Source organism: Dietzia psychralcaliphila (assembly GCF_003096095.1).
GTDB lineage: Bacteria > Actinomycetota > Actinomycetes > Mycobacteriales > Mycobacteriaceae > Dietzia > Dietzia psychralcaliphila.
The window spans coordinates 2092972-2117942 of the sequence record NZ_CP015453.1; the positions used below are offsets into that span (position 1 = coordinate 2092972).

Genomic DNA, 24971 nt, shown 5'->3' on the forward strand with positions numbered 1-24971 from the left:
CATCGCAGGTGGATCGTGAGCAAACGCTACCCGGCCCGGCGCGCTCGCGCGGCTCTGCTGGCAGGATGGCGGGCAATGAAGACGGTGGCGGGTCACGGGGCGACGAACGGCGGGTGGACGATAGTCGTCCCCGTCAAGGCCCTCGACCGCGCCAAGAGCCGCCTCGCCCGCGCGCTGCCCGCCCCCGCCAGGCGGGCGCTCGTCCTCGCGATGGCCACAGATGTGCTCCGGACCTGCATCGCGACGCCCGGGGTCGCACGGGTGCGGGTGGTCACCTCGGATCCCGACGTGGCAGCGCTCGCACGTCGACTCCGGATCGAGATCGTCCCGGAGCCGGTCGGCGCCGCGGACCGGTCGGGCGGCGACCCGCTCAACGCTGCGCTCACGGAGGCGATCCGCGGCGTGCCCGGGCCGGTGGGCGTGGTGACCGCGGACCTGCCCGAGCTCCGGGCCCCCCAGCTCGCCCGGGTGCTCGCAGCCGCCGTCGGACACGCGCATTCGATGGTGCCCGACCATGGTGGTGCCGGGACGACCATGGCGTTCTGGACCGGCCCCGCCGGTGCCCGCATCCCCCGGTTCGGGCCCGACTCCGCCGCCCGGCACCTGTCCGAGGGTGGTGCCGTCCCGCTCGACGAGGTCGATCCCTCGGGCGCGGCCGGTCGCGACGTCGACACCCCCGAGGACGTCCTGGCGCTGGCAGAACGTGCGGTGGGTGAGGCCACCGCGGCCGTTCTGAGGGCCCCCTCTGTGGCACAAGGTGCTCACTCCGCCGGGGTATCGGCCACAATGGTCCGGTGACCGCAGACGACCCCGTACTCGAGCAACTCCCCCGACCCCGTGACCGCTACCTCAACCGAGAACTCAGCTGGCTCGACTTCAATGCCCGGGTGCTCGCCCTGGCGGGCGAGAAGGACCTGCCGCTACTCGAGAGGGCCAAGTTCCTCGCGATCTTCGGGTCGAACCTGGACGAGTTCTACATGGTGCGGGTGGCCGGCCTGAAACGACGCGACAAGACGGGATTGTCGGTCAGGTCCGCCGACGGTCAGACGCCCGCCGAGCAACTCGGCAGGATCAGCGTCCGAACCCGTGAGCTCTGCGATGAACAGACCCGGTTGTTCCACGACGAGATCAGACCCGAACTCGAACTGCACGGGGTCCGGATCCTGCCCTGGGGCGAGCTCACGGCCGACGAGCGGTTCTCGCTCGCGGAGTTGTTCAGGAACTCGATCTTCCCCGTCCTGACCCCGCTCGCCGTCGACCCGGCTCACCCCTTCCCCTACATCTCCGGGCTCAGCCTCAACCTGGCGGTGATCATCCGCGACATCGGATCGGGACAGGAACACTTCGCCCGGGTCAAGATCCCCCACAACGTGCCCCGCTTCGTCAGGGTCGACCGGGGTGCGGAGGACGAGTACTCGTTCGTGCCCGCCGAGGAGATCATCGCGGCCCACCTCGGCGATCTGTTCCAGGGCATGGAGGTCGTCGAGCACCATGTCTTCCGCGTGACCCGCAACGCGGACATGGAGGTCGAGGAGGACCGCGACGAGGACCTGCTGCAGGCGCTCGAGCGCGAGCTCGCCCGCCGCCGCTTCGGTTCCGCCGTCCGTCTGGAGATCGCCGAGGACATGACGCCGCGGATGCTCCGGATCCTGCAGCACGAACTCGACGTGGACTCGGAGGACGTGATCCGGTTCTCGGGCCTGCTCGATCTGACGGGACTGTGGCAGATCCACGGCCTGGACATGCCCGACCTCAAGGACCCGGCCATGGTCCCGGCCACGCCCCCGGCATTCGGTGAGCGCGAGACGGCCCGGAACATCTTCGCCTCGCTCCAGGAGGGCGATGTCCTGGTCGAGCACCCCTACGACTCGTTCGCCACCACGGTCCAGCGGTTCATCGAACAGGCCGCCGCGGACGAGAACGTGCTGGCGATCAAGCAGACCCTGTACCGGACATCCGGCGACTCCCCCATCGTCAACGCCCTGGTGGACGCCGCGGCGGCCGGCAAACAGGTGGTCGCGCTCGTGGAGATCAAGGCGCGCTTCGACGAACAGAACAACATCCGCTGGGCACGCGAGCTCGAGAAGGCCGGGGTCCACGTGGTGTACGGCCTACTGGGACTCAAGACGCACTGCAAGACCTGCCTGGTGGTGCGGAAGGAGGGCGACCGGCTCCAGCGCTACGCGCACATCGGTACGGGCAACTACAACCCCAAGACGGCCCGCCTCTACGAGGACGTGGGGCTGTTCACGGCCGATGAGGACGTCGTGTCGGATCTGACGGACCTGTTCAACCACCTCACCGGGTTCTCAAATGTGTCCAAGTACCGGCGACTTCTCGTGGCCCCCGAGGGCATCCGCTCGGGGATCATCGAGCGGATAGACCGTGAGATCGGATTCGCGGCCGAGGGACGTGAGGCGGGGATCCGGCTCAAGGCCAACGCTCTGGTCGACGAGCAGATCATCGACGCCCTCTACCGCGCCTCCCAGGCAGGCGTGCCGGTGGACATCGTCGTCCGCGGGATCTGCGCCCTGCGTGCCGGGGTCCCCGGGCTCAGCGAGAACATCCACGTCCGCTCGATCCTGGGGCGCTTCCTCGAACACTCGCGGATCCTCAACTTCCACGGGGCGGACGAGGTCCTCATCGGCAGCGCCGACATGATGCACCGGAACCTCGACCGTCGCGTCGAGGTGATGACCACCGTCACCGACCCCCGACTCAAGGGACAGATCCACCGGATCTTCGACTCGGCCCTCGACCCGGCCACGCGCAGCTTCCATCTCCAACCCGACGCCTCGTGGACGCGGATGCCCGCCCCGGGAGACTGGTCCGAGTCCGTCGACCACCAGGAGCGCATGGCCTCCGTCCACGCGGGGTTCCGGGACCGATGAGCAGGAAGACCAACGGCGGCAAGTCCCGCGTCCGGGTGGTCCCCGCGGCAGGAGCGGTCCTGTACCGCATGGACGGGGGTTCGCCCCGCTGCGCGGTGGTGCACCGTCCCCGCTACGACGACTGGTCGCTCCCCAAGGGAAAGGTCGATGCCGGGGAGTCGCTTCCGGCCACCGCGGTACGTGAGATCGCCGAGGAGACGGGGTTCAACGCCGCTCTCGAGTCGAGGATCGGTACCACCGCGTACCCGCTCAAGGAGAACACCCGCAAAGAGGTCACCTACTGGTCCGCTCTCGCGTACGGGGGTGGCTTCGAGCCGAACTCCGAGGTCGACGAGATCCGGTGGCTACCCGTCGAGGAGGCCATGGACCTGGTCTCCTACGCGCTCGACCGCAAGATCCTTACCCGCTTCGCCGGGGCCCGACCGGTGAGCTCGGTCCTCCTGCTGGTCCGGCACGCCAAGGCGGGGAGCCGCTCCGAATGGAGTGGGGACGACTCGGCACGCCCTCTCGACAAGGTCGGGCGGACACAGGCCGAGCTCCTCGTGCCGATGCTCAGGGCCTTCGGCGTCCGGAGGCTCTACAGCGCCCCCCGGGTGCGTTGCGAGCAGACCCTCGGCCCGATCGCCGATGAGCTCGGGATCGACGTCGCCCTCGAGCCGGAGCTGAGCGACGAGGCGTACCTCGACGATCCCGTGGCCGCTCGAGCCCGCTTGATCGAGCTCACCGGCGGAGAGGGCGTCGCGGCGGTGAGCTCGCAGGGCACCGCCATCCCCGGGCTCGTCGGGGACCTCGCCGAGCTGGCCGGGATCGCCGTGGGAGACACCTCCACCAAGAAGTCCGGGGCCTGGGGGCTGGGTTTCGACGGCGACACGTTGGTGTTCGCCGACTACTACCCGAGCCCGCTCCCGGTACTGTGACGCCGCGTCTCAGCTGACCATGTCGCGGTGGTTCACACCGTTCTTGCCGACACCACCGAAGGACTGGTGGGAGCTGGACCGCTTGGCGGCGAGCCGCCCTTCCGGCAGGGTCTCGGTGCCCTGGACCACGGACTTGAAGTACTGTCCCGGCCGGAAGGCCGGTGAGTACGTGGGCGGCACCGGGATGGACTCGCCGGTGTGCGGGTTACGCGCGACCCGGGCCGCGCGTGCGCGCTTCTCGAAGATGCCGAATCCCATGATGGTGATGGACTCTCCCGCCGCCACCGTCCGCACGATGATGTCGAGCGTGTTCTCCAGTGCCTCGGTGGCGAGCTGGTGATCTCCGTCCATCCGTTCCGCCAGCTCGGCGATCAGGTCGGCCTTGTTCACGAGGGGTCCCCCTTAGGGTGAGTACGCCGGCACGGCAGAACACCGCGCCATACGAAATATAAGCATACTCCCACGTTCCCGTCACACGGGGGCTATTCCGGAGGTGACTCCGCGAACAGGCGATCAGAGGCGATCGGACAGGGTGGTGACCGGCTTGAACGCCGGCCGCCGCCCCTCGAACTCCGTGATCGCGTCAGCGTTCCGGAGGGTGAGCCCGATGTCGTCGAGTCCCTCCATGAGGCGCCAACGGGTGTAGTCGTCGATGTCGAACGGGACGGTCACGTCACCCGCGGTCACGGTCCGGCTCCCCAGGTCGACGGTCAGCTCGATCCCCGGCCGCTCGTCCATGATCTTCCACAGCAGTTCGACGTTCTGCTGCTCGACCTGCGCGGCCACGAGACCGGACTTTCCGGAGTTGCCCCGGAAGATGTCGGCGAAGCGCGACGAGATGACCACGCGGAACCCGAAGTCCTTCAGCGCCCACACCGCGTGTTCACGGGACGAGCCGGTTCCGAAGTCCGGGCCCGCCACGAGCACGGATGCGCGATCGTACGGAGCCCGGTTGAGGACGAAGTCTGGCTCGTTCGCGCGCCAGGAGGAGAACAGCCCGTCCTCGAACCCGGTGCGCGTGACGCGCTTGAGGTATTCGGCGGGGATGATCTGGTCGGTGTCCACGTTGGACCGGTGCAGCGGGGCACCGATGCCGGTGTGGGTGGTGATCGGCTCCATGGTGGTCAGGCCCCCTTCGCGGGCTCGAGATCGGCGGGCGAGGCCAGCCGACCGATGACGGCGGTGGCCGCGGCGACCGCCGGGCTGACGAGATGAGTGCGGGCGCCCTTACCCTGGCGGCCCTCGAAGTTGCGGTTGGAGGTCGAGGCGCAGCGTTGGCCCGGCTCGAGCGAGTCCGGGTTCATCCCGAGGCACATCGAACACCCGGGCTGACGCCACTCCGCACCGAACGCGGTGAACACCTTGTCCAGGCCCTCCTCCTCGGCCAGCTGGCGCACCTTCATCGACCCGGGCACGATCAGCATCCGGACGCCGTCGGCGACCTCGCGGCCGTCGATGATCTCGGCCACGGTCCGCAGGTCCTCGATGCGGCCGTTGGTGCAGGAGCCCACGAACACCACGTCCACGGGGACCTCGCGCAGCGGGGTGCCGGCCTCGAGGTCCATGTAGTCGAGGGCGCCCTCGGCGGCGACACGGTCGCTGTCGTTCCCGAAGGACTCCGGGTGCGGGACCACCGAACCCAGCGGCGCGCCCTGGCCGGGGTTGGTGCCCCAGGTGACGAACGGGGTGAGCGCGGAGCCGTCGATCACGACCTCCGTGTCGAACACGGCGTCGTCGTCGGTCCTCAGGCCGTTCCAGTACTCGACGGCCGTGTCCCACTCGTCGCCGGCGGGCGCGTGTGGCCGACCCTTGAGGTAGTCGTAGGTGGTCTGGTCGGGGGCGATCATCCCGGCCCGTGCGCCGGCCTCGATGCTCATGTTGCAGATCGTCATCCGGGCCTCCATCGAGAGCTTCTCCACGGCCTCGCCGCGGTACTCGATGATGTGGCCCTGTCCCCCACCGGTCCCGATCTGGGTGATGACGGCCAGGATCAGGTCCTTGGCGGAGACCCCCGGCTGCAGCTCGCCGGTGACCGTGACGGCCATGGTCTTGAACGGTCGCAGGGAGAGGGTCTGTGTGGCCATGACATGCTCGACCTCGGACGTGCCGATACCCATGGCGATGGAGCCGAACGCGCCGTGGGTCGAGGTGTGCGAGTCGCCGCACACGATGGTCATCCCGGGCTGCGTGAGTCCGAGCTGGGGCCCGATGATGTGCACGATGCCCTGCTCCGGGTCGCCCATGGGATACGCCCGGACCCCGAATTCCTCGCAGTTGGTGCGCAGCGTCTCGATCTGGGTCCGCGAGACGCGGTCGGCGATGAGGTTGATCGCGCCGCCGACGATGTCGGTCGGGACGTTGTGGTCCTCGGTCGCCAGGGTGAGGTCCGGGCGGCGCAGGCCACGGCCTGCCAGCCGGAGCCCGTCGAAGGCCTGCGGACTGGTGACCTCGTGGATGAGGTGGAGGTCGATGAAGATGAGGTCGGGCTGGCGGGACTCGCCCTCACCCTCGCCCCTGACCACCACATGGTCGTCCCAGACCTTCTCCGCCAGGGTCCGGCCCCGAGCGTCTCCGGACGGTGTCACACTCATCACGCCTCCAGTCGACGTCCCGGGTGCCGAACCGATGGATTCTCACCATGTAGGACGCTATAGTCGAACTGTGAGACAGTATAGCGGGATCGGAGTCCTCGACAAAGCCATGACGGTGCTCCACGCAGTGGCCGAGAAGCCGTGTGTCCTCTCCGACCTCTGCGAGCGCACCGGCCTCCCCCGGGCCACCGCCCACCGGCTCGCGGTGGGCCTGGAGATCCACCAACTCCTATCCCGGGACGATGCCGGCGTGTGGAGTCTCGGTCCCGGTCTGGCCAAGCTCGCCGCGCACGCCGCCGACTCCCTGGCGGAGGCCGCCTCGTCCGTCCTGCCCCGCCTCCGCGAGGCCACCGAGGAGAGCGTCCAGGTCTATCGCCGCGATGGCGACCGCCGGATCTGCGTGGCCTCCGCCGAACCTCCCACCGGCCTGCGGGACACCGTTCCCGTAGGGGCGATCCTTCCCATGAGCAGGGGTTCCGGGGCCAAGGTCCTGGCGGCGTGGGCCGACCCCGCCACCCAACGCGCGCTCCTGGTGGACGCCGCCTACACCGAGCGCCAACTCGCCGAGGTGCGGCGGCGCGGTTGGGCCCAGTCGGTGGCCGAGCGCGAGGCCGGCGTCGCCTCCATCTCCGCCCCGATCAGGGACGCGACCGGCAGCGTCGTGGCGGCGATTTCCGTCTCGGGCCCGGTTGACCGCATCGGTCGACGCCCCGGGGTCCGCTGGGCGGCCGACCTCCTCGCGGCCGCGGACGCGATCCACAAGAGGCTCTAGGCCCGGCAGTCGGCACGCGACCGCAGGCACCACGGTCAGTCGCGACCGTTCCCGGCCCGCCCGCCGCTCAGACGGGCCGTCGCCCCTCGACCAGACGGTCGAGCACCCACGGCAGACTGCTGACGCTCGGCTGGCGCACCGCCGTCACCACGTCGCCGTCCCGCGGATCCACCCGCACCACCTGGACGCCGGGCCGCCTCAGTTGGCGGTACGGGATGGGCTCCCGGTGGGACACCACGTCGAAACCCAGCTCGCGGATCTCGCCTCCGAGCGGCGACCGATCGTCGAGGGTGGCGACGGGGGTGTCGGGGCGGGCGCCGGTGCCGACGACGACGACGAGGGCGTCGACCCCGAGCCCGCGCTGCGCCCGGGCCCACGCGTCGAGCGCCTCCTCGGCGGCGGCTGCGGCCGGGGCCGGATCACGATGCAGCGCCTCGCCCACCAGTTTGAGATGCTGCCGCCACCCCGGTCTGCCGGCGGGGTCCACGATCACGGTGGCGAGTTGCTCGAATCCGCGCAGCTGCGCCTCGGAGACGTCGGCCGCGGCGAGCGCGAAGGCGTCGACCCCGAACGGCAGCAGCGAACGCAGGCTGGGAAGCCCCGGCCCGCCCCAGTCCGGTGCGGGCGGGGAAGGGTGGTCCCGCCAGGGCCGGGGCCCGCTCCCGTCCTCCGCCCACGCGGCCTCCGGCTCCACCCCCAGCGCGAGCACGACATCCAGGTCTGCGGACGAGAGAGGGATCACGCGTCGGATCGGCGGGTCGTCGGTCGGCGTCCGGACCGGACTCGGTGGGGCCAGCGGGTCGCTGGTCGAGGACGCCGAGCTCGTCGTCGTCTCGCCGGTCGTCCCACACGCGGTCAGGCCCGCCAGGCCGAGGCCTGCGCCGAGCGCCAGACGGAGAGCGTCACGACGTGAGGTCACGCAGGAATCGTCTCACGCCACCAAATGCGCGATGTCCCGGCTCCTCGCTCTCGCGACGAACCGGGACATGTCACTGAGTACCCCCGATGGGATTCGAACCCACGCTACCGCCGTGAGAGGGCGGCGTCCTAGGCCGCTAGACGACGGGGGCCTGGTACGCATCGACTCTAGCGACACAACCCGCGCACGACAAAATCGGCAGGCCCGGCACGCTTCACCGGGTACAAATATGCACTGAGTTTACTTTTTCGGTAGGCTCACCCGGTGACCTCCCCGCCAGAACAGGACTCCCTCCGGGAGCGCAAGCGCCGCGCCACCATGGTGGCCATCGAGACCGCCGCGACCTCACTCGTCCTCGAGCACGGGTACGACTGCGTCACGGTCGATCAGATCTGCGCGGAGGCCGAGGTGTCGAAGCGCACTTTCTTCAACTACGTGCCCTCCAAGGAGGCGGCCGTCATCGGGTCACCTCCCGTCACCGTTCCGGAGGGCGACCGGGCGGCGTTCCTCGACGCGGCGGACCCGGATGTCCCCGGGTCCCTCCTGCGGTTGTTCCTCGCGGCGTTCGCAGCAGCGCGCACCGCCGACGACACCCAGACCGTGATCCTGGCCCAACGCCGCCGGGCGATCTTCCGGTCGAATCCGGACCTCGGTGTGGCCCGCATGACGGCGTCGTCCCGTTTCCAGCTCCGGATGGTCGACCTGGTGACGGAGCACTTCGAGCGGCACCCGTCGCTCCGCCGACTGGAAGGCGTCTCCGCCGAGGCGGAGGCGCGGGCCTACGTGGCCCTGGTGGCCGCCTCGGCCACGCTCGGGCTGTCCACCTGGCTCACACGGGAGTCGGCGACCTTCGGCGACCTCGACGCCGAGTGTGCTACCGCGCTCCGGCAGCTCGCCCTCCTCGTCACCGCACCCTCCGACACCACCTCTTCCGAGACCACGGGAACCCCTTCATGAGCGACACCAGCATCGTCACGACGGACAGCCGTCACCCCACCCGGCCGGCTCCGGCGACCCACAACGTCCCGCTGGTCTTCACGTCACTGTTGCTCGGGATGCTCATCGTGTCCCTTGGACAGATGATCTTCGCGACCGCATTGCCCACGATCGTCGCGGACCTCGGTGGGGTCGACAAGATGAGCTGGGTCATCACCGTCTACCTCCTCACCATGACCATCGGGTTGCCGGTCTACGGCAAGCTCGGTGACCAGATCGGGCGGAAGCCTCTCTTCGTCACCGCGATCCTCCTCTTCCTAGGGGGATCCGTTCTCGGCGCGCTCTCGTGGAGCATCGATGTGCTGATCGTCTCGCGCGCCATCCAGGGCCTCGGCGGTGGCGGTCTCATGGTGTTGTCCCAGGCCATCGTCGCCGACGTGGTCCCCGCCCGGCAGAGGGGCCGGTACATGGGTGTCATGGGAGCCGTGTTCGGTCTGTCATCGATTCTCGGACCGCTGCTCGGGGGATTCTTCACCGAGGGCCCGGGCTGGCGTTGGGCGCTGTGGTTCAACCTGCCGATATGCCTGCTCACGCTCGCGGTCGCGGTTCTCTACCTGAAGTTGCCCACTCGCGGCACCGGGCGGAGCACCGACTGGCCGGGCACCGCTCTGATGGTCACGGGCACCACGGCACTCATCCTCGTGTCCTCGTGGGCCGGCAACCGCTACTCGTGGACCGATCCGGTGATCATCGGCCTCGCCGCCCTCTTCCTGATCTGCGCCGTGGCGTTCGTCCTGGTCGAGATCAGGTCCCCGCATCCGTTGATCCCCATGACCCTGTTCGCGGAGCGCAACTTCGCGCTCTCGACGGCCGCCGGTCTCATCATCGGTGTCGCGATGTTCGGGACCATCACCTACCTGCCGACCTACATCCAGATGGTCCACGGTCTCGGCCCCACCGATGCCGGCCTGATGATGACCCCGATGATGGCCGGGATGATGGGAACCTCGATCATCGTGGGCAACATCGTGAGCCGCACCGGACGCTACAAGTGGTACCCCGTGGTCGGCACGATCATCATGGCCGTGGGCCTGTGGCTCATCAGCTCGCTCGAGGCCTCCGACACCCTGCTCCACCTCGGCGCGGTCCTCTTCGTCTTCGGCTTCGGTCTGGGCCTGTGCATGCAACTGCTCGTCCTGATCGTCCAGAACTCGTTCCCCGTGTCGATGGTCGGAACCGCCACCGCGTCCAACAATTTCTTCCGTCAGATCGGCGGAACGCTGGGGTCGGCCATCGTGGGATCGCTCTTCGTCAGCCGACTGGCGGATCTCATGGGCGAGCGGATCCCCGCCGCGGCATCGGCGATGGGACCCGAGGGAGCCGAGGTGGCCGGGTCGTTCGCGAACGGCTCCGGTGCGGCCAACTCGATGAGCCCCGAGATCCTCGCCGGCCTGCCCGGACCCCTGCACGACGCGATCGTGGGGTCCTACAACGACGCCCTGGTGCCGATATTCCTGGTGGTGGTACCCCTCCTGCTCATCGCCACGGTGCTGTTGCTGTTCATCCGGGAGGACCCCCTCAAGGAGACCGTCGACTGACCGATGCGCCGCCGGACCCGGTGCGTGTGCTCACCGCGCCGCCGGACCGGGGTGAGGACTCCGACACGGGATCCACACTCGCGACAACCGCCCCGTCACGAGACGCCGATAGCTTGCTAAAGCGTGAACACTCCCCGAGAGACCGTCCTTCGATTCCTCGCCGCTCCGACCGACGTCGGCACCGGGAACCAGGTGCACACCGGCCGCATCCTCGAGTGGATCGACAAAGCCGCCTACGCCCAGGCCGCCGTGTGGTCCGGGGGCTACGCCGTCACGGCCTATGTGGGCAACGTCCGCTTTTCGCGACCGATCGAGGCGGGGGAACTGGTCGAGGTGTCCGCGCGGCTGGTCCACACGGGCTCGACCTCGATGCACATCCAGTGCGATGTCCGGGCCTGCGATCCCGTGACCCTCGACTACCGGCACTGCGCGGAGTGCCTCGTGGTGTTCATCGCCGTCCGTGCGGGAACCCCTACCCCGGTGCCGTCGTGGCTGCCCGCCTCCCGGCTGGAGGTCCACGAGTCCGACGAGGCGGTGATGCGCATCGCCCTGAGGAAGGACATCGAGGACGCCATGGCCGACCAGAGCTACACGGAGGCGGGCACCGCGCCCCGCTCCGCTCTACGGTTCCTCGCGGCGCCCGGCGACGTCAACTGGGGAGGGAACGTGCACGGCGGACGGATCATGTCGTGGATCGACGACGCCGCGAACCTGTGCGCGACCCACTGGTCCGGTACCCCCTGTACCTCCGTGTACGCCGGTGGGGTCCGCTTCTACCATCCGGTGAAGATCGGCCACGTCGTCGAGGTGGAGGCCCGCCTCCTGCACACCGGTCACGAGACGATGCACGTGTCCGTCCACGTCCGGTCCGGTGAGGCCACGTCGCCCGATCGGGTGTTGACGACCCACTGCCTGGCCGTGTGCGCGGCCCTCGGCCCGGATCTCAGACCCACCCCGGTACCGCACTGGACCCCGCTGACGGCCGAGGATCACGCACTCGACGAACACGCGCGGCACCTCATCCGGCTGCGGGGACGGGGTCGGGTCGACGGGCCCGCGCAGGTGGGGGCCGCGGTTTGACGGGTCGACGGGCCCGCGCAGGTGGGGGCTGCGGTTTGACGGGTCGCCGGGCCCGCGCAGGTGGGGCCCGCGGAGGTGGGTCCGCGGAGGTGGGTCCGCCGGTTGACCGGTCGACGGGCTGACGGGCCGACGGGCTGAAGGGCCGACGGGCTGCCCCGTCGGCATCACCGAGGGTCCGGAAATACAGGAAACGCCCGGAGCGATGAGCTCCGGGCGTTCTCGTGTGTACCCCCGATGGGATTCGAACCCACGCTACCGCCGTGAGAGGGCGGCGTCCTAGGCCGCTAGACGACGGGGGCTCAGGACGCGGATCCGCGAGGAACCGCTGCAGTGAGCGCGCGAACGCGCTCAGCTGGCCTACCAGGACTCGAACCTAGAACGACGGTACCAGAAACCGCTGTGTTGCCAATTACACCATAGGCCACTGTATTCACTTGATTCACTTGTTCGCCCCTTGCGGGGCGACCTCGAAGAGACTATCAAAGCACCGAGGGTGAATAGCAAATCGCCTGGTCATTCCGCGACGGGCGCGGCCCGGAGACGGGCCAGTGTGACCTCGCGCCCCAGCAGTTCCAGCGACTCGAACAGCGGCGGCGAGATGTGTGATCCGGTGACCGCGACCCGCACCGGTCCGTAGGCCTTGCGCGGCTTGATACCGAGATCGTCGACCAGCGCACCGGACAGTGCCGCTTCGATGGCCGGAGTGCTCCACTCCTGCACCGATTCCAGTGCGGCGACCGCCGCGTCCACGACCTCACGGGCCTCGGCCTTGAGGTTCTTGGCCGCAGACTGCGGATCCACGACGAACTCCGCCTCGTCCACCACCAGGAAGCGGATGAGACTCCATGCGTCGGACAGCACGACGATGCGGGTCTGCAACAGGTCCGCCACAACCGCCCAGCGATCGCCGTCCAGCTCCGCGGGGAGCGTCAGGCCGTCCTCGGAGGGGTGCGCCTCCAGGAAGGCCCTCAGACGCCGCGCGAACTCCTCCGGTGCCAGCTGCCGGATGTGCTCTGCATTGATCGCATCGGCCTTCTTCTGGTCGAACCGCGCCGGGTTGGCGTTGACCTGGCGCACGTCGAAGGCGTCCACCATCTCCTGCAGGGAGAACACGTCGCGGTCTTCCGACAGCCCCCAGCCCAGCAGCGCCAGATAGTTGAGCAGCCCCTCGGGCAGCATGCCGCGGTCGCGGTGCAGGAACAGATCCGACTCCGGGTCACGCTTGGAGAGTTTCTTGTTGCCGTCGCCCATGACGAACGGAAGGTGCCCGAACTCGGGGACCCGGTCGGCCACGCCGATCCGCGTCAACGCGCGGTAGAGCGCGATCTGGCGCGGGGTCGAGCTGAGCAGGTCCTCGCCACGCAGGACGTGGGTGATCTGCATGAGCGCGTCGTCCACCGGGTTGACCAACGTGTACAGCGGGACCCCGTTGCCACGGGTGAGCGCGAAATCGGGAACGGTACCGGCCCTGAAGACGGTCTCCCCGCGGACGAGGTCGTCCCATCCCAGGTCCTCGTCCGGCATCCGGAGACGGACCACGGCGCCACGGCCCTCGTCGCGGTAGGCCTGCTTCTGCTCCTCCGTCAGGTCCCGGTCGAAGCCGTCGTAGCCGAGCTTGGGATCACGTCCGGCGGCCCGGTGGCGGGCCTCGACCTCCTCCGCGGTCGAGAAGGACTCGTAGGCCTCCCCCGCCTCGACGAGCTTACGAACCACCTCGAGGTGCTGGTCGCGTCGCTCGGACTGGCGGTAGGGGGCGTACGGCCCGCCCACCTCGGGCCCCTCGTCCCAGTCCAGCCCGAGCCACCGGAGCGCATCGAGTAGCGCCTGGTACGACTCCTCCGAGTCGCGTGCGGCGTCGGTGTCCTCGATGCGGAAGACGAAGGTCCCGCCCGTGTGCCGGGCGTGAGCCCAGTTGAACAGCGCCGTCCGGACGAGCCCCACATGGGGCGTGCCGGTGGGAGACGGGCAGAAGCGGACACGGACGTCTGGGGCTGTCATACCCACCATCCTAGTGACGGTCCCGGCTCGCACCCCCGCGCAGGACCGGCCTAGGATCGGCCGGGTACCCGTGGCACGCCACTCACGCGCGATCCACGCCCATCAGAGTCGAGGGAGGCGAGCCGTGGCGTCAGGGCCCCACCCCGACGCCGCCAGGCCTGTCACCGCTCCGGACTTCCTGCTGTCCCGCCACACCGGATCCCTCCGGACGCAGGGCGCCCTCCGCGTCTTCCCCGACCCGGCCGACGCGGCGCTGGCCCTCCGGTCCGGCGACTGCGGACTCGTGGTGGGAGCCATCGGGTTCGAGCCGGACGCCCCGGCGGCACTGGTCGAGCCCGACATCGTGGTCCGTACCGACGGCCCCCTCGAGCCCCCCGCCTACTTCCGCGCGATCCGCACACGCGCCCGCGTCGCCGAGGAACTCCCCACGACGGAGGTCCACCGGAGACGGGTGGCCACCGCGATCGCGGGTATCCGCGCCGGCGGACTGGCCAAGGTGGTGCTCGCCCGCGCGGTCCGGCTCGTGGCCGAGGAGACGATCGACCCCCATGCGGTGTGCGCCGCACTCATCGACTCGAGCCCGTCCGCCGACGGCTTCCTGGTCGACCTGTCCCCCGCGGGCGGGGTCCACACCGGCCGGGTCCTGGTGGGGTCGAGCCCCGAGCTCCTCGTCCGCCGCCGCGGCGACATCGTGGAGTGTCATCCCCTCGCAGGTTCGGCTCCCCGCTCCGCTGACCCGGCCGTGGACCAGGCCTCGGGGCGCGCGCTGCAGGCTTCGGGCAAGGACGCCGCCGAGCACGCGTTCGTGGTGGAATCCCTGGCGGCAGCTCTCGCCCCCCTCTGCCGCGGACTGGAGATACCCGAGCACCCGTCGCTCACCTCGACCCGCGAGATGTGGCACCTGGGGACCCGCATCCGCGGGCGGATCGCCGACACCCGCACGACGGCTCTGGACCTCGCGTTGGCCGTCCACCCCACTCCCGCCGTGTGCGGGACACCCACGGCCGAGGCGCGGCGGGTGATCGCCGGGATCGAGGGCGAGAGGGGTTTCTACTCGGGAGCAGTCGGATGGGCCGACGCGGGCGGCGACGGCGATTGGATGGTCACCATCCGCTGTGCCGAGATCGACGCCGATCGCGCCGGTGCCCTGGCCTGGGCGGGCGGGGGGCTCGTCGCCGACTCCGATCCCGACGACGAGGTGGCCGAGACGGCCGCCAAACTCCGCACGGTCCTCACAGCGTTGGGCGCCGTCTGACCCGACCCCCGGACCGGCGGTCGACCGCCGCGGGTCGGGATCCGACCTACCTGTCGACCACGGGGTTGGTCAGAGATCCGATGCCCTCGATCTCCACGGTCACACGGTCGCCGGGGAGCATCGGTCCGACTCCGGCCGGGGTACCCGTCAGCACGACGTCGCCCGGTAGCAGGGTCATGACCCTGCTCACGTACTCGATGATCTCGCCCACGGTGTGCATGAACTGAGAGGTGTTGCCGTCCTGGCGTACCTCCGAGGTTCCGTCCGGGTGGTGGAGGGTGGTGCGGACGTCGAGGCCGTTGGGGTCGAGGTCGGTGACGATCCACGGGCCCAGCGGGCAGAAGGTGTCGTAGCCCTTTCCCCGGGTCCACTGACCGTCCGAGAGCTGCTGGTCGCGAGCCGTCACGTCATTCGCGCAGGTGTATCCCAGGATCACCTCATGGGCACGGGCGGCCGAGACGTCGCGACAGGGTTGACCGATCACCACGGCGAGCTCGCCCTCGTGGTCCACCCGCTCGGAACTGGGCGGGTAGGCGATCGCGGCCTCGGGGCCGACCACAGAGGTGTTGGGCTTGAGGAAGATCAGGGGCTCACTGGGCGCCTCGGACCCCATCTCCTGGGCGTGCTCGGCGTAGTTCTTACCGACGCACACCACCTTGGAGGCGAGGATGGGCGCGAGTAACCGGACGTCGGCCAACGGCCATTCACGACCGGTGAACTCGGGGGTGCCGAAGGGGTGTTCCGAGATCTCCGCGCAGGTGAGCGCGGCGGGATCGGAGACGTCACCGCGGACCTCGACGAAGGCGAATCCCTGCGGGTGGGCGATACGGGCGAGACGCATACCCGCGATCCTATGCCGTTCGCAGATCCCGGAGCGTCGTGACCCCGCGGTCGTGCAACTCCGCCGTCTGTGCCAGGTACAACTCCGCGCACGCGAGGGCGTCGATCAACGCGTCGTGTGCCCGGTAGCGGGGAAGGCCGTACCGTTCCCTGGCATTCCACAGCCGGAGTTCGTCCGGGGAGGACTCCGGGGCGAAACCCATGTCGACGCCTCCCCCGAGTACCCGGCGGTGGAGTTCGAGGGTGTCGACGGGGACGAACGGCGGCCGCACTCCGTGCCCAGACGTGCACAGTGCGCCGAGGAAGTCCGTTTCTATACGACTGTAGTGGGCTACCAGCACCCGACCGGTCAACGCCGCGAAGACCCGTTCCAGGAAGACGTCCACCCCCACTCCGGTCGCCACCGTGTCGTCGGTGATCCCGTGCACCGTGGCGCTCTGACCCACTCCCTCGACCTCGTCGGCGCCATCGGCCCGCAGGAGCATCGCCTGCGCACCGCCGAGCACGATCCGATCACCGTCCACCGGCACCAGCCCCACTGACAGGACCCTGTCCCGCCGTGGATCGAGGCCGGTGGTCTCCACGTCCATCGCCAGCAGCGGCAGGTCCGCCAGCGGGGTCGACGGCCCCGGAGGTGGGGTCTCGAGGTAGCGCCGGAGCGGACCGTCCGGAAGGCGCCGTGCGGAGCGACGCCGGCGCCCGGCCCCGGTGAACCACTCGCGCATCACATCTGCCCGACCCGGTACTTCAGGGCGAGCGAGCCCTGCACCCCGGCGATGATGCGGAAGGCGGCGCGGAGACGGTGGCGATCGGCGGAGCTGAGTGTGCCGGGGTCGACGTGGTTGTCCTGTGGGTCGTCGTCGGCGATCTGACGTGCATGGTGGCGATAGGTCAGACCGCGCAGGAACCGGAAGGCCTCGCCGAGGTCCTCCGCGTCAGCACGCGCGATCACACCGGCACCGGCCGCGGCGTCGAGTCGGCCGAGGGTGGACACCTCGTCCAGGCCCGCCGAGAGGGCGTGCACCCGCGCGATCTGGACCACGGGCGCGATCCCGCCCGCCTTGAGGTCCAGAGTGTTGCGGTACTCGCCCCGTCGTGCCACCACCAAGCCGCGGAAGAAGCCCAGCGGCGGGTGCCAGTCGCAGGCTATTCGCGCCAGGTGCGTCTGGAACCGCCGGCTGCCCTCGGCGCGCCGCAGCATCTCACCACGCACCCGCATGAACAGCGAGGTGTCACCGTGGACCGGTCGGATGTCCAGGAATACCTGGGAGTGCAGGACGGCATCCGCCTCGGGAGCCCGCACCCAGTCCCCCACCTGCCGTTCCCAGTCCCTGCACGTGCGGCGCCACGCCTGGTTGGTGGCCATGACTTCGCCCGGACACAGTGGGAAGCCGGCCCGGTCGAGCCCGGCGCACACCTGCTCGGCCAGCGCTGCGAAGTACGGGCCCGCGTCCGGCGTCACCTCCGCCGCGTCGTCGAGGATCAACGCGTTGTCCTGGTCGCTCGCCACGCCGAGCTCACCTCTGGCCTGCGAGCCGAGACCGACCCAGCAGTACGGCACCGGCGGCGGTCCGAGGTCCCCCTCCGCCAGCGAGATCAAGCGCCGTGTCGCCGCATCCGCGGTGGCCGTGATGACCCGGCCGATGTCCTGTGGGGCGGTGCCGCGGCGGACGAACTCGCCGACCAGGGCGGGCAACCGGGCCGCCAGGGTCGCGACCCCCTCGGAGTCGGGCGCTCGTGCGATGCGTGCCGCCAGGTATACGGGGTCCGTCTGGGCCAGACGGAGCAGGTCCCCGCTGGTCACCATCCCCACCGGCACGCCGTCCTCACAGACCGGCAGGTGATGTACCCCCCGGTCGATCTGGAGGAGCGTGGCGTCGAAGGCGCGTGTCCCCGCGTCGACCGCCACCGGGTCGGGGGTCATGATCGTCGACACCGGGGCCCCGGTGTCCCCTCCGACCGCGACGACCTTGGAGCGCAGATCGCGGTCGGTGAAGATGCCCACGACGCGTCCCGCCTCCACCACGAGCAGTGCGGATACGCGGCTGTCGGTCATGAGTAGCGCGGCGTCGCGGATGGTGGTGTCGGGACCGGTGGTCACCGCGTCGCGGGCGAGGAGTTCTCCGACCGGTGTGCCCAGGGCGTCCCCACCCGCGGCCTCGAGCCGGGCCGAGGCGAGGTCCTGGCGGATCCGGTCACTGCGTTGACCGAAGAACTGACGCAGACGAGGGTGCTCGGCGGCGAGCTCGTCCAGGACCTCACGGGGCATCTCGAGCAGCAGGGTGTCGGCCACCGCCACCATCCGGTAGCGCGACGGGCCGCTGTGGGCCAGGGACGAGTAGCCGAAGCAGTCTCCCTCGCCCCGCGCGTCGAGAAGCATCCCGTCCGGGTCGCACACCTCCACGGCGCCGGATCGGATGATGTTCAAGGTGTCGTTCAGCGCTCCCGCCTCGAGGATCACGGTCCCCCGGCGGTGATACCGCTGTGTGAGACGCGCGGGTATCCGATCGAGCTGGTCACCGGTCAGCTCGTCGAAGGGAGCACAGCGGGCGAGGAAATCCCTCACCTCGGCGAGTTCGACGTCCATGGGACCACTCTGGACGCCCGCGACCCGCGGTGTGATCCGCTTCACGCGATTCACACCCGCGGGTCGTCGGACTCGTGAGCGGTTCTAGCAGCTCACCGCCGCCACGATGCGGTCGCCCACCTCGGACGTGACGATCGGGCCGGCACCGCGGGAACCCAGGTCGGACTCGACCGCCGCCTCGACGCGCTCGGCCTCGCCAACCCTGCCCACGTGGCGCAGGAGCAGCGCGACGGAGAGGATCGCGGCGGTGGGGTCGGCCTTGCCCTGTCCGGCGATGTCCGGGGCCGAGCCGTGAACCGGCTCGAACATGGACGGGTTGGTGCCGGAGGCATCGATGTTCCCCGACGCCGCGGTGCCGATCCCCCCGGTGACGGCGGCGGCCAGATCGGTGATGATGTCACCGAACAGGTTGTCGGTGACGATCACGTCGAACCGGGACGGGTCGGTGACCATGTAGATCGTCGCGGCGTCGATGTGGATGTAGTCCACCTCGACGCCGGGGAACTCCGGCGCCACCTCGTCGACGGTGCGCTGCCACAGTCCGCCGGCGTTGACCAGCACGTTGGTCTTGTGGACCAGGGTCAGCTTCCCGCGGCGCGACTGCGCCCGGGCGAAGGCGTCGCGGACCACGCGTTCCACACCGAAGCGGGTGTTGACCGAGGTCTCGGTGCCGATCTCGTGCGGTGTGCCCACGCGGATCGCGCCGCCGTTGCCGGTGTAGAGCCCTTCGGTGCCCTCGCGGACCACCACGAAGTCGATCTCACCGGGGTCCTTCAACGGGGTGGCCGACCCCGGGAAGAGCCGCGACGGACGGAGATTGACGTGGTGGTCGAGCGCGAACCGCAGCGGCAGCAACATGCCGCGCTCCAGGACTCCGGCCGGCACCGACCGCGGATCGCCGATCGCCCCGAGCAGGATCGCGTCGTGCCCCTTGAGGCTCTCGACGTCGGCGTCGGTCAGGGTCTCCCCGTTGCGTAGGTACCGCCGGGCGCCGAGGTCGTACTCGGTCTTCTCGATGCCGGGGACGAGGGCGTCGAGCACCCTGAGCGCCTCGGCCGTGACCTCGACGCCGATGCCGTCGCCGGGGATGACTGCGAGCTTCATGATCTCTGTATTCCTCTCCACCGGTCCCTTTCCACTCAGGCCAGGGAGATCTGGGTGGCGGTGGCGTCGAGTTCGGAGACGATCCGGTCGACGGTGGGCTCGGCCACCGCGCGGTCCACGCGGAGGATGAGCGAGGCGCCCTCGCCGTGGGCGTCCTGGCTCAGCGCCGCGGCCTGGATGTCGATGTTCTCGCCGCCGAGGATGGAGCCCACCTTGCCGAGGACGCCCGGACGGTCGGAGTAGTGGACGAAGAGGTTCTGGCCCTCGGCGCGCATGTCGAAGCCACGCTCGTTGATCCGCACGATCTTCTGCACCTGGTCCAGCCCGGAGAGCGTGCCGGTGACCTCGGCGCTGGCGCCGTCGGCCGCGACCGCCGTGACGGAGACGGTGCTGCGGTACGACTTGGACTCGCTGTGGGTCTCCACCGAGTGGGTGACGCCGCGCTGCTCGGCCATCTGGCCCACGTTGACGAAGGTCGCCGGCTCGTCGGTGATCGCGGAGAACATCCCGCGCAGGGCGGCCAGCCCGAGGACGTCGACCTGCTCGGCCGCCAGCTCGCCGGCGACGTCGACCCGCACCGTGGTGGGCACGCCCGGGCACAGGTGCCCGGCCATCAGGCCGACCTTGCGGACCAGGTCGAGCCAGGGCGCGACCTCGTCACCGACGGGGCCGCCGGAGACGTTGACGGCGTCGGGCACGAACTCCCCGCGCAGGGCCAACAGGACACTGCGCGCGACGTCGGTGCCGGCGCGGTCCTGGGCCTCGCTGGTGGAGGCGCCCAGGTGCGGGGTCACCACCGTGTTCTCGAGCTCGAACAGCGGCGAGTCGGTGCAGGGCTCGGTGTCGAACACGTCGAGGCCGGCGGACCGGACCTTGCCCGACTTCAGGGCGTCGACGAGCGCCGACTCCACGATCAGGCCGCCACGCGCGGCGTTGACGATCACGACGCCGTCCTTGGCCCGGGCCAGCCGCTCGGCGTCGAACAGGCCGGCGGTCTCCTTGGTCTTGGGCAGGTGCATCGTGATGATGTCGGCGCGGGAGACCAACTCGTCGATGTCCACCAGCTCGATGCCGAGCTGGGCGGCCCGCGCGGCCGGCAGGTAGGGGTCGTAGGCGATGAGGTGGGTGTCGAACGCCGCGAGCCGCTGGGCCACGAGCTGACCGATCCGTCCCAGGCCCACCACGCCGACGGTCTTGCCGAGCAACTCGACGCCGTTGAACGAGCTGCGCTTCCAGGTGTGCTCGCGCAGGGTGCGATCGGCGGCCGGGATCTGGCGGCAGGCGGCCATGAGCAGGGCGACGGCGTGCTCGGCGGCCGAGTGGATGTTGGAGGTGGGGGCGTTGACCACCATGACACCGCGCTCGGTGGCGGCGGGGATCTCGACGTTGTCCAGCCCCACACCCGCGCGGCCGATGATCTTGAGCTTCGGGGCGGCGGCCATCACCTCGGCGTCGACGGTCGTGGCGGAGCGGACGAGGATCGCGTCCGCGTCGGCGACGGCCTCGAGGAGCTTGGGACGATCCGGGCCGTCGACCCAGCGGACCTCCACGGCGTCGCCGAGCGCGTCGACGGTCGACTGGGCGAGCTTGTCGGCGATGAGGACGACGGGACGTCCGGATGCTGTCACAGTGGGATCTCCTCGGTGTCAATTTGGGCACACCCAGTCTAGGCCACCGCACACCGCCGACGACCAGTGGCCGGGGTGGCCCGGGACGCCTACCGTGGCTGATGTCACCGCAGGCCCCGACCGACGTCCGACGAACGGATCACCTATGTTGCGCCCGCCCCGGTCGACCGGTTTCCCGGTCCGCCTGCCCAGCCCCTGGTTGCCCGTCCTCGCGCCCGCGCGCGGCTCGACAGCTGTCGCCTCCTACCTCCGGGCCCACCTCTACGGGGCCGCGGTGGGTCGCAGCCTCCTCGACCACTGCATCCGCGCCGTCGACGAGAGCGACAAGACCCGTCTGGAGCCACTGCGGACCCAGTTCGAGCAGGAGATCGACACCGCCGCCGCGCTCCTGTCCCGACTGACCCCCATCGGGACCCCGGGCAGACGGCTGCTCCGTCTGTCGACCGGTATCACGTTCTCCGTGCTGCCCGTGGGCCCGGTGCTGAGCGATCCCCTGGCGCGACTCGCGGTGCTGGAGGCGCTGCGCACCCTCGTGGTGGCCAAGCGCTCCATGTGGGAACTGCTCGCGGACTCGTGGGTCGCCGACCGTCCCTCCGGGGGCGACGACGACGAGGTGGGCGGGCCCGGCACCCGGCGGGTCCTGCTGGGCTTGGCCGACCAGGCCGTGGCGCAGGAGAAGCTGCTCGAGGAACTGCGCCGCACCTACGGCCTGGCGGTCTTCGAGTGACGTCGTCGACACCGGTGCGTGCCGATGTGGTGGTGGTGGGTTCGGGACCGAACGGCCTCGCCGCCGCGCTCCTGTGCGCCCGCGCGGGCCGGCGGGTCGTGGTGCTCGAGGCAGAGGACACCATCGGGGGCGGGTGCCGCACGCTCCCCATGGACGGGATGCCCGGCGACCTCGGCGCGGACCTGATGGTCGACCCGTGCTCCGCGGTCCACCCGATGGCCGGCGCCGCTCCGTTCTTCCGCGGGTTCGACCTGGCCGCACACGGTGTGGAGTTGGCGACACCGCCGGTCCAGTTGGCCCACGCGCTGCCCGGGCGCGACGCGATCGTCGTCCCGTCCGACCCCTCCCCCGGAGCCCTGGCCGAGGGCCTGGGGTCCCAGACGGAGGCCCGTGCCTGGTGGCGGGTCATGGGCCCGACGGCCGAGCGGTCCCTCGAGGTGGTGGCCGCCGCGTTGTCGGATCAGCGGTCCGTCCCGCCGGTGACGGCCACGGCGGCGGTCGCTGCGGCGTTCCTCCGCGCCCATCCCCGCGGGGGGCTGGGCGACCCGTTCGGTCCCGACGGGCGAACACTGCTGTCCGGGATCTCCGCCCACGCCATCACCCCTCTGTCCTCCCCGGCCGCGACCGCTGTCGGGGTGGTACTGGGTTCGCTCCTGCACTCCCCGATGGGGTGGGCTCTCCCGGTCGGGGGCAGCGGTGCCATCACCAGCGCGCTGGCGGACGCGGTCCGCGACGCCGGGGGCGAGATCCGGACCGGGGCGCGGGTGGACTCACTGGCACGGATCGACGCACGGGACATCGTCTTCAACACCTCCTCGCGGATCCTCGGCGACATCCTGCTCGCGTCCTCGCCGTCGCCGTCGGTGGAGCGGCGGGCCCGCCGTCTGACACGCGCGCCGATCGGCGGCGCGGCGGCGAAAGTCGACCTGGTCCTGTCGGGCCCTGTCCCGTGGCGCGACGCCCGCCTGCAGGGCGCCGGAACCGTACACCTGGGCGGGGAAACGGAGCAGATCGCGGCGGCCGAACGCGCTGTCGCCTCCGGCCGTCACGCAGACCGGCCGATGGTTCTCGTCTCCCAGCCGTGGGTGACCGATCCGGGGCGCGTCGCCGCCGACGGACGACGACCCCTGTGGACCTACGCGCACGTTCCCGCCTGGTCCGAACAGAACCAGACCGAGCAGGTCCTCACCGCGCTGGAGGAGGTCGCACCCGGCGTCCGCGACGTCGTGGTGGCCACCCGGTGTACGCCCGCCTCACGGATGGGCGAGCACAACGCCAACTACGCCGGCGGCGACATCGCGGCGGGCCGGGTCGACCTCCGCGGACTCGTCGCCCGTCCGGTCCCCCGGGCCGATCCCTTCGCCACCGGTGTCCCGGGTGTGTGGCACGCATCCGGCTCCACACCCCCGGGTCCCGGCGTCCACGGGATGGCCGGACAGCACGTGGCGGACCGGATCATCGGCGGCTGACAGGCCGACTCACTGGTAGGACACGAACCACGGCCGGGGTTCGACCGCCATCGTCTGCTCGGGTGTGAAGGTCGGCGTGTCCTCGTCGTAGAAGTTCTTCCACGCCATCCAGATGTCCGGGGACAGTCCCTGCTGTAGGACCTCCCACGTCTCCAGCTTCATCTCCGGGGTCCCGTGCCCGTCGGCGTGGAGTGAGATCGCCACCTCGGGGCGCGAGGTGTCGATGTCCTCGCGATCGGTGAGCATCGCCAGGCTGAACTGGTGCAGGATGAGCAGCTTCTGCGGCCCGCCGGTGTCGCGGGCGAGGTCCGCGAGCCAGTGCGTGACCCGGTTGATCTCCTCGGCGCTCGCGCTACCGATCTGCGCACCCGGCCGCTGGCCGGGCTCGAGCTTCCACTCGGGGTCCAGGGCCAGTCCCACGTTGGGACGCCTGAGCAGCTCCTCGAACGGCTTGGCCTGGTCGAGCAGGTCCGCCATGCCGGGCTGGAGGTCGATCACCGCGTATCCCCCGGCGTCGGTGATCGCGTCGACCATGGGGACGAACACCTCGGGGTCCCATTCGTTCGTGTAGTTGCCGTCGGGCCCCGGCTCGGTGGCCGCGACGGTACCGATGATCTCGAACGCGGGCACCACCGGCTCCGGCGAGAAGGGCTGGTACTCCTCGACCAACTGTTGCACCCGTTCCGCGGTCTCCTCCGGCCCCTGCTCCCCGAGGATGCCCAGGGCCGGGGTGATCGGCGACCCGTAGGCCGCCACGAAGCGCCGGCCCGGGAACAGCAGCTGCCCCCCGCCGGGGAGTTCGGGGACGGTGCGCGCCTGTTCGACCCTGTCCGCCAGCTCGTCCTCGGTGCCCCATCCGGGTCCGAGGGCGACCACGGCGCCGGCGTCCATGACGGCCTCGACCGAACCGCCGTCGACCCGCGGATCCGGGGCCCGCAGGTGGGCCACCGCCGCTCCGGTCGCGACGGCGGTCGCCACCGCGGCCACCGGGGTCTGGTCGTGTACGAGGACACGGGGGGCGTCCTCCGCAGTCCAGGCGGGCTCTCCGACGGAGAACGCCTCGACATCCGCGGCCGGGTCGCCGCCGGCGTTGAACTCACCGGCGACCAACAGAGACGGCGAGCCCGGGGCCTGATGGACCGTCACGTCGTCCACGCGGTCTCCCGCGATCTCCTGTTCGGACTCGAACGTGATCCCGGTGAGCTCCTCCAGCTCCGAGCGCTCCCGGGGGGCGTCGACCACCTCGCCGTCGTCGGGGGTGAAGGTCACCTCGCCGACCCGCAGTACCCGCTCGGTGCCCAGCCGGTCCAGTTCATCCGCCAGAGCGTCGTCACCGCCGGCCACCGCGGTGAGCATCGGCGCGCGCAGACCCACGGCCACCGACGCGGCGCGGGCCCGGGCGGCCTCGTCCGGTGCTGCCACCACGACCACCGGGGCGCTCTCCACCAGCAGGCGTGTCGTCTCGACGCCCGATTCGTCGCCGTCGACCGCGACCCGGGCCCCCTCGACCTGCGCCGCGGTGATCCCCGGGGCGTCGTCGCTGGACCCCGACGTGCATGCGGCGGTGGAGGCGACCAGGCACAACGAGAGGACCGCCGCCCCCACACCTCGGTTGATGTGGCGCACGGCGGTCCTCCTGAAGCTCGGGATTCGATCCCG

At 70.4% G+C, this 24971-nt stretch carries 21 protein-coding genes and 3 tRNA genes; 10 read left to right on the forward strand and 14 right to left on the reverse strand.

Annotation, left to right across the window (positions count from 1 at the left end):
- Positions 1 to 15 precede the first annotated feature (15 nt).
- Genes cofC through A6048_RS09615 form a run of 3 tightly spaced genes read left to right on the forward strand, consistent with a single transcriptional unit; the run spans position 16 to position 3808 of the window.
- Positions 16 to 798: a 2-phospho-L-lactate guanylyltransferase gene (cofC, locus tag A6048_RS09605; RefSeq protein WP_235027314.1), complete on the forward strand. Its 783-nt coding sequence runs from the start codon at positions 16 to 18 to the stop codon at positions 796 to 798.
- The gene (locus tag A6048_RS09610; protein WP_107747394.1) at positions 795 to 2891 is read left to right on the forward strand and encodes an RNA degradosome polyphosphate kinase; all 2097 of its coding nucleotides are present in this window, start codon (positions 795 to 797) and stop codon (positions 2889 to 2891) included. Before cofC ends, A6048_RS09610 begins: the two co-directional genes overlap by 4 nt.
- Entirely contained in the window at positions 2888 to 3808 is a 921-nt protein-coding gene (locus A6048_RS09615) for an NUDIX hydrolase (RefSeq protein WP_107747393.1), read from the forward strand. Before A6048_RS09610 ends, A6048_RS09615 begins: the two co-directional genes overlap by 4 nt.
- Positions 3809 to 3817: 9 nt before the next feature.
- Here the strand turns inward: A6048_RS09615 and A6048_RS09620 are convergent, their stop codons facing one another.
- From A6048_RS09620 to leuC, 3 genes are all read right to left on the reverse strand, one after another.
- Complete coding sequence (locus A6048_RS09620; RefSeq protein ID WP_107747392.1) at positions 3818 to 4198, reverse strand: HU family DNA-binding protein; 381 nt, start codon at positions 4196 to 4198, stop codon at positions 3818 to 3820.
- Between the two features lie 123 nt (positions 4199 to 4321).
- Positions 4322 to 4927, reverse strand: a complete 606-nt coding sequence (leuD, locus tag A6048_RS09625; protein ID WP_107747391.1) for a 3-isopropylmalate dehydratase small subunit — start codon at positions 4925 to 4927, stop codon at positions 4322 to 4324.
- A 5-nt stretch (positions 4928 to 4932) separates the two neighbouring features.
- A complete protein-coding gene (gene leuC, locus A6048_RS09630; protein ID WP_107747390.1) occupies positions 4933 to 6399 on the reverse strand; it encodes a 3-isopropylmalate dehydratase large subunit in 1467 nt (488 codons plus the stop codon).
- Positions 6400 to 6469: 70 nt separating this feature from the next.
- Between leuC and A6048_RS09635 the strand changes: the two genes are divergently transcribed.
- Complete coding sequence (locus A6048_RS09635; protein WP_162845688.1) at positions 6470 to 7171, forward strand: IclR family transcriptional regulator; 702 nt, start codon at positions 6470 to 6472, stop codon at positions 7169 to 7171.
- 67 nt (positions 7172 to 7238) lie between these two features.
- Here the strand turns inward: A6048_RS09635 and A6048_RS09640 are convergent, their stop codons facing one another.
- Together A6048_RS09640 and A6048_RS09645 are read right to left on the reverse strand one after the other, a co-directional pair.
- The gene (locus A6048_RS09640; protein WP_107747388.1) at positions 7239 to 8090 is read right to left on the reverse strand and encodes a TroA family protein; all 852 of its coding nucleotides are present in this window, start codon (positions 8088 to 8090) and stop codon (positions 7239 to 7241) included.
- A gap of 78 nt (positions 8091 to 8168) precedes the next feature.
- A tRNA-Glu gene (locus tag A6048_RS09645) sits at positions 8169 to 8241 on the reverse strand.
- A 113-nt stretch (positions 8242 to 8354) separates the two neighbouring features.
- Here A6048_RS09645 and A6048_RS09650 point away from each other — a divergent pair.
- The 3 genes from A6048_RS09650 to A6048_RS09660 all read left to right on the forward strand — a co-directional run bounded on the left by A6048_RS09650 (position 8355) and on the right by A6048_RS09660 (position 11704).
- Positions 8355 to 9047, forward strand: a complete 693-nt coding sequence (locus A6048_RS09650; RefSeq protein ID WP_107747387.1) for a TetR/AcrR family transcriptional regulator — start codon at positions 8355 to 8357, stop codon at positions 9045 to 9047.
- Positions 9044 to 10624, forward strand: coding sequence for an MDR family MFS transporter (locus tag A6048_RS09655; protein WP_107747386.1), 1581 nt, complete (start codon positions 9044 to 9046; stop codon positions 10622 to 10624). The genes A6048_RS09650 and A6048_RS09655 overlap by 4 nt, the downstream gene beginning before the upstream one ends.
- 123 nt (positions 10625 to 10747) lie before the next feature.
- Positions 10748 to 11704, forward strand: coding sequence for an acyl-CoA thioesterase (locus A6048_RS09660; protein WP_107747385.1), 957 nt, complete (start codon positions 10748 to 10750; stop codon positions 11702 to 11704).
- Positions 11705 to 11930: 226 nt separating this feature from the next.
- On the opposite strand, the gene A6048_RS09665 is transcribed toward A6048_RS09660, so the two are convergent.
- The 3 genes from A6048_RS09665 to gltX form a co-directional block, all read right to left on the reverse strand.
- A tRNA-Glu gene (locus tag A6048_RS09665) sits at positions 11931 to 12003 on the reverse strand.
- Between the two features lie 53 nt (positions 12004 to 12056).
- Positions 12057 to 12128: transfer RNA gene (locus A6048_RS09670), tRNA-Gln, on the reverse strand.
- An 89-nt stretch (positions 12129 to 12217) separates the two neighbouring features.
- Complete coding sequence (gltX, locus tag A6048_RS09675) at positions 12218 to 13702, reverse strand: glutamate--tRNA ligase (protein ID WP_107747384.1); 1485 nt, start codon at positions 13700 to 13702, stop codon at positions 12218 to 12220.
- A gap of 124 nt (positions 13703 to 13826) precedes the next feature.
- Between gltX and A6048_RS09680 the strand changes: the two genes are divergently transcribed.
- Positions 13827 to 14957, forward strand: a complete 1131-nt coding sequence (locus tag A6048_RS09680) for an isochorismate synthase (RefSeq protein WP_107747383.1) — start codon at positions 13827 to 13829, stop codon at positions 14955 to 14957.
- 46 nt (positions 14958 to 15003) lie between these two features.
- Here the strand turns inward: A6048_RS09680 and A6048_RS09685 are convergent, their stop codons facing one another.
- The 5 genes from A6048_RS09685 to serA form a co-directional block, all read right to left on the reverse strand.
- Positions 15004 to 15798 carry a fumarylacetoacetate hydrolase family protein gene (locus A6048_RS09685; protein ID WP_107747382.1) on the reverse strand — a complete coding sequence of 265 codons (795 nt, stop codon included), beginning with the start codon at positions 15796 to 15798 and terminating at the stop codon, positions 15004 to 15006.
- A gap of 10 nt (positions 15799 to 15808) precedes the next feature.
- Positions 15809 to 16522 (reverse strand): exonuclease domain-containing protein, encoded by a 714-nt coding sequence (locus A6048_RS09690; RefSeq protein WP_107747381.1) that lies wholly within the window; start codon positions 16520 to 16522, stop codon positions 15809 to 15811.
- On the reverse strand, positions 16522 to 18384 hold the full coding sequence (locus A6048_RS09695) for a DUF294 nucleotidyltransferase-like domain-containing protein (RefSeq protein WP_107747685.1): 1863 nt from the start codon (positions 18382 to 18384) through the stop codon (positions 16522 to 16524). Before A6048_RS09695 ends, A6048_RS09690 begins: the two co-directional genes overlap by 1 nt.
- An 84-nt stretch (positions 18385 to 18468) precedes the next feature.
- Positions 18469 to 19488, reverse strand: coding sequence for a 3-isopropylmalate dehydrogenase (locus A6048_RS09700; RefSeq protein ID WP_107747380.1), 1020 nt, complete (start codon positions 19486 to 19488; stop codon positions 18469 to 18471).
- A 35-nt stretch (positions 19489 to 19523) separates the two neighbouring features.
- On the reverse strand, positions 19524 to 21116 hold the full coding sequence (gene serA / locus A6048_RS09705; RefSeq protein ID WP_107747379.1) for a phosphoglycerate dehydrogenase: 1593 nt from the start codon (positions 21114 to 21116) through the stop codon (positions 19524 to 19526).
- A gap of 145 nt (positions 21117 to 21261) precedes the next feature.
- Between serA and A6048_RS09710 the strand changes: the two genes are divergently transcribed.
- Both A6048_RS09710 and A6048_RS09715 read left to right on the forward strand, forming a co-directional pair.
- Positions 21262 to 21843 (forward strand): hypothetical protein, encoded by a 582-nt coding sequence (locus tag A6048_RS09710; RefSeq protein WP_107747378.1) that lies wholly within the window; start codon positions 21262 to 21264, stop codon positions 21841 to 21843.
- Complete coding sequence (locus A6048_RS09715; RefSeq protein ID WP_107747377.1) at positions 21840 to 23312, forward strand: phytoene desaturase family protein; 1473 nt, start codon at positions 21840 to 21842, stop codon at positions 23310 to 23312. The genes A6048_RS09710 and A6048_RS09715 overlap by 4 nt, the downstream gene beginning before the upstream one ends.
- A 9-nt stretch (positions 23313 to 23321) precedes the next feature.
- Here A6048_RS09715 and A6048_RS09720 read toward each other — a convergent pair whose 3' ends face one another.
- Positions 23322 to 24938, reverse strand: a complete 1617-nt coding sequence (locus A6048_RS09720) for a hypothetical protein (protein ID WP_107747376.1) — start codon at positions 24936 to 24938, stop codon at positions 23322 to 23324.
- Positions 24939 to 24971 lie beyond the last annotated feature (33 nt).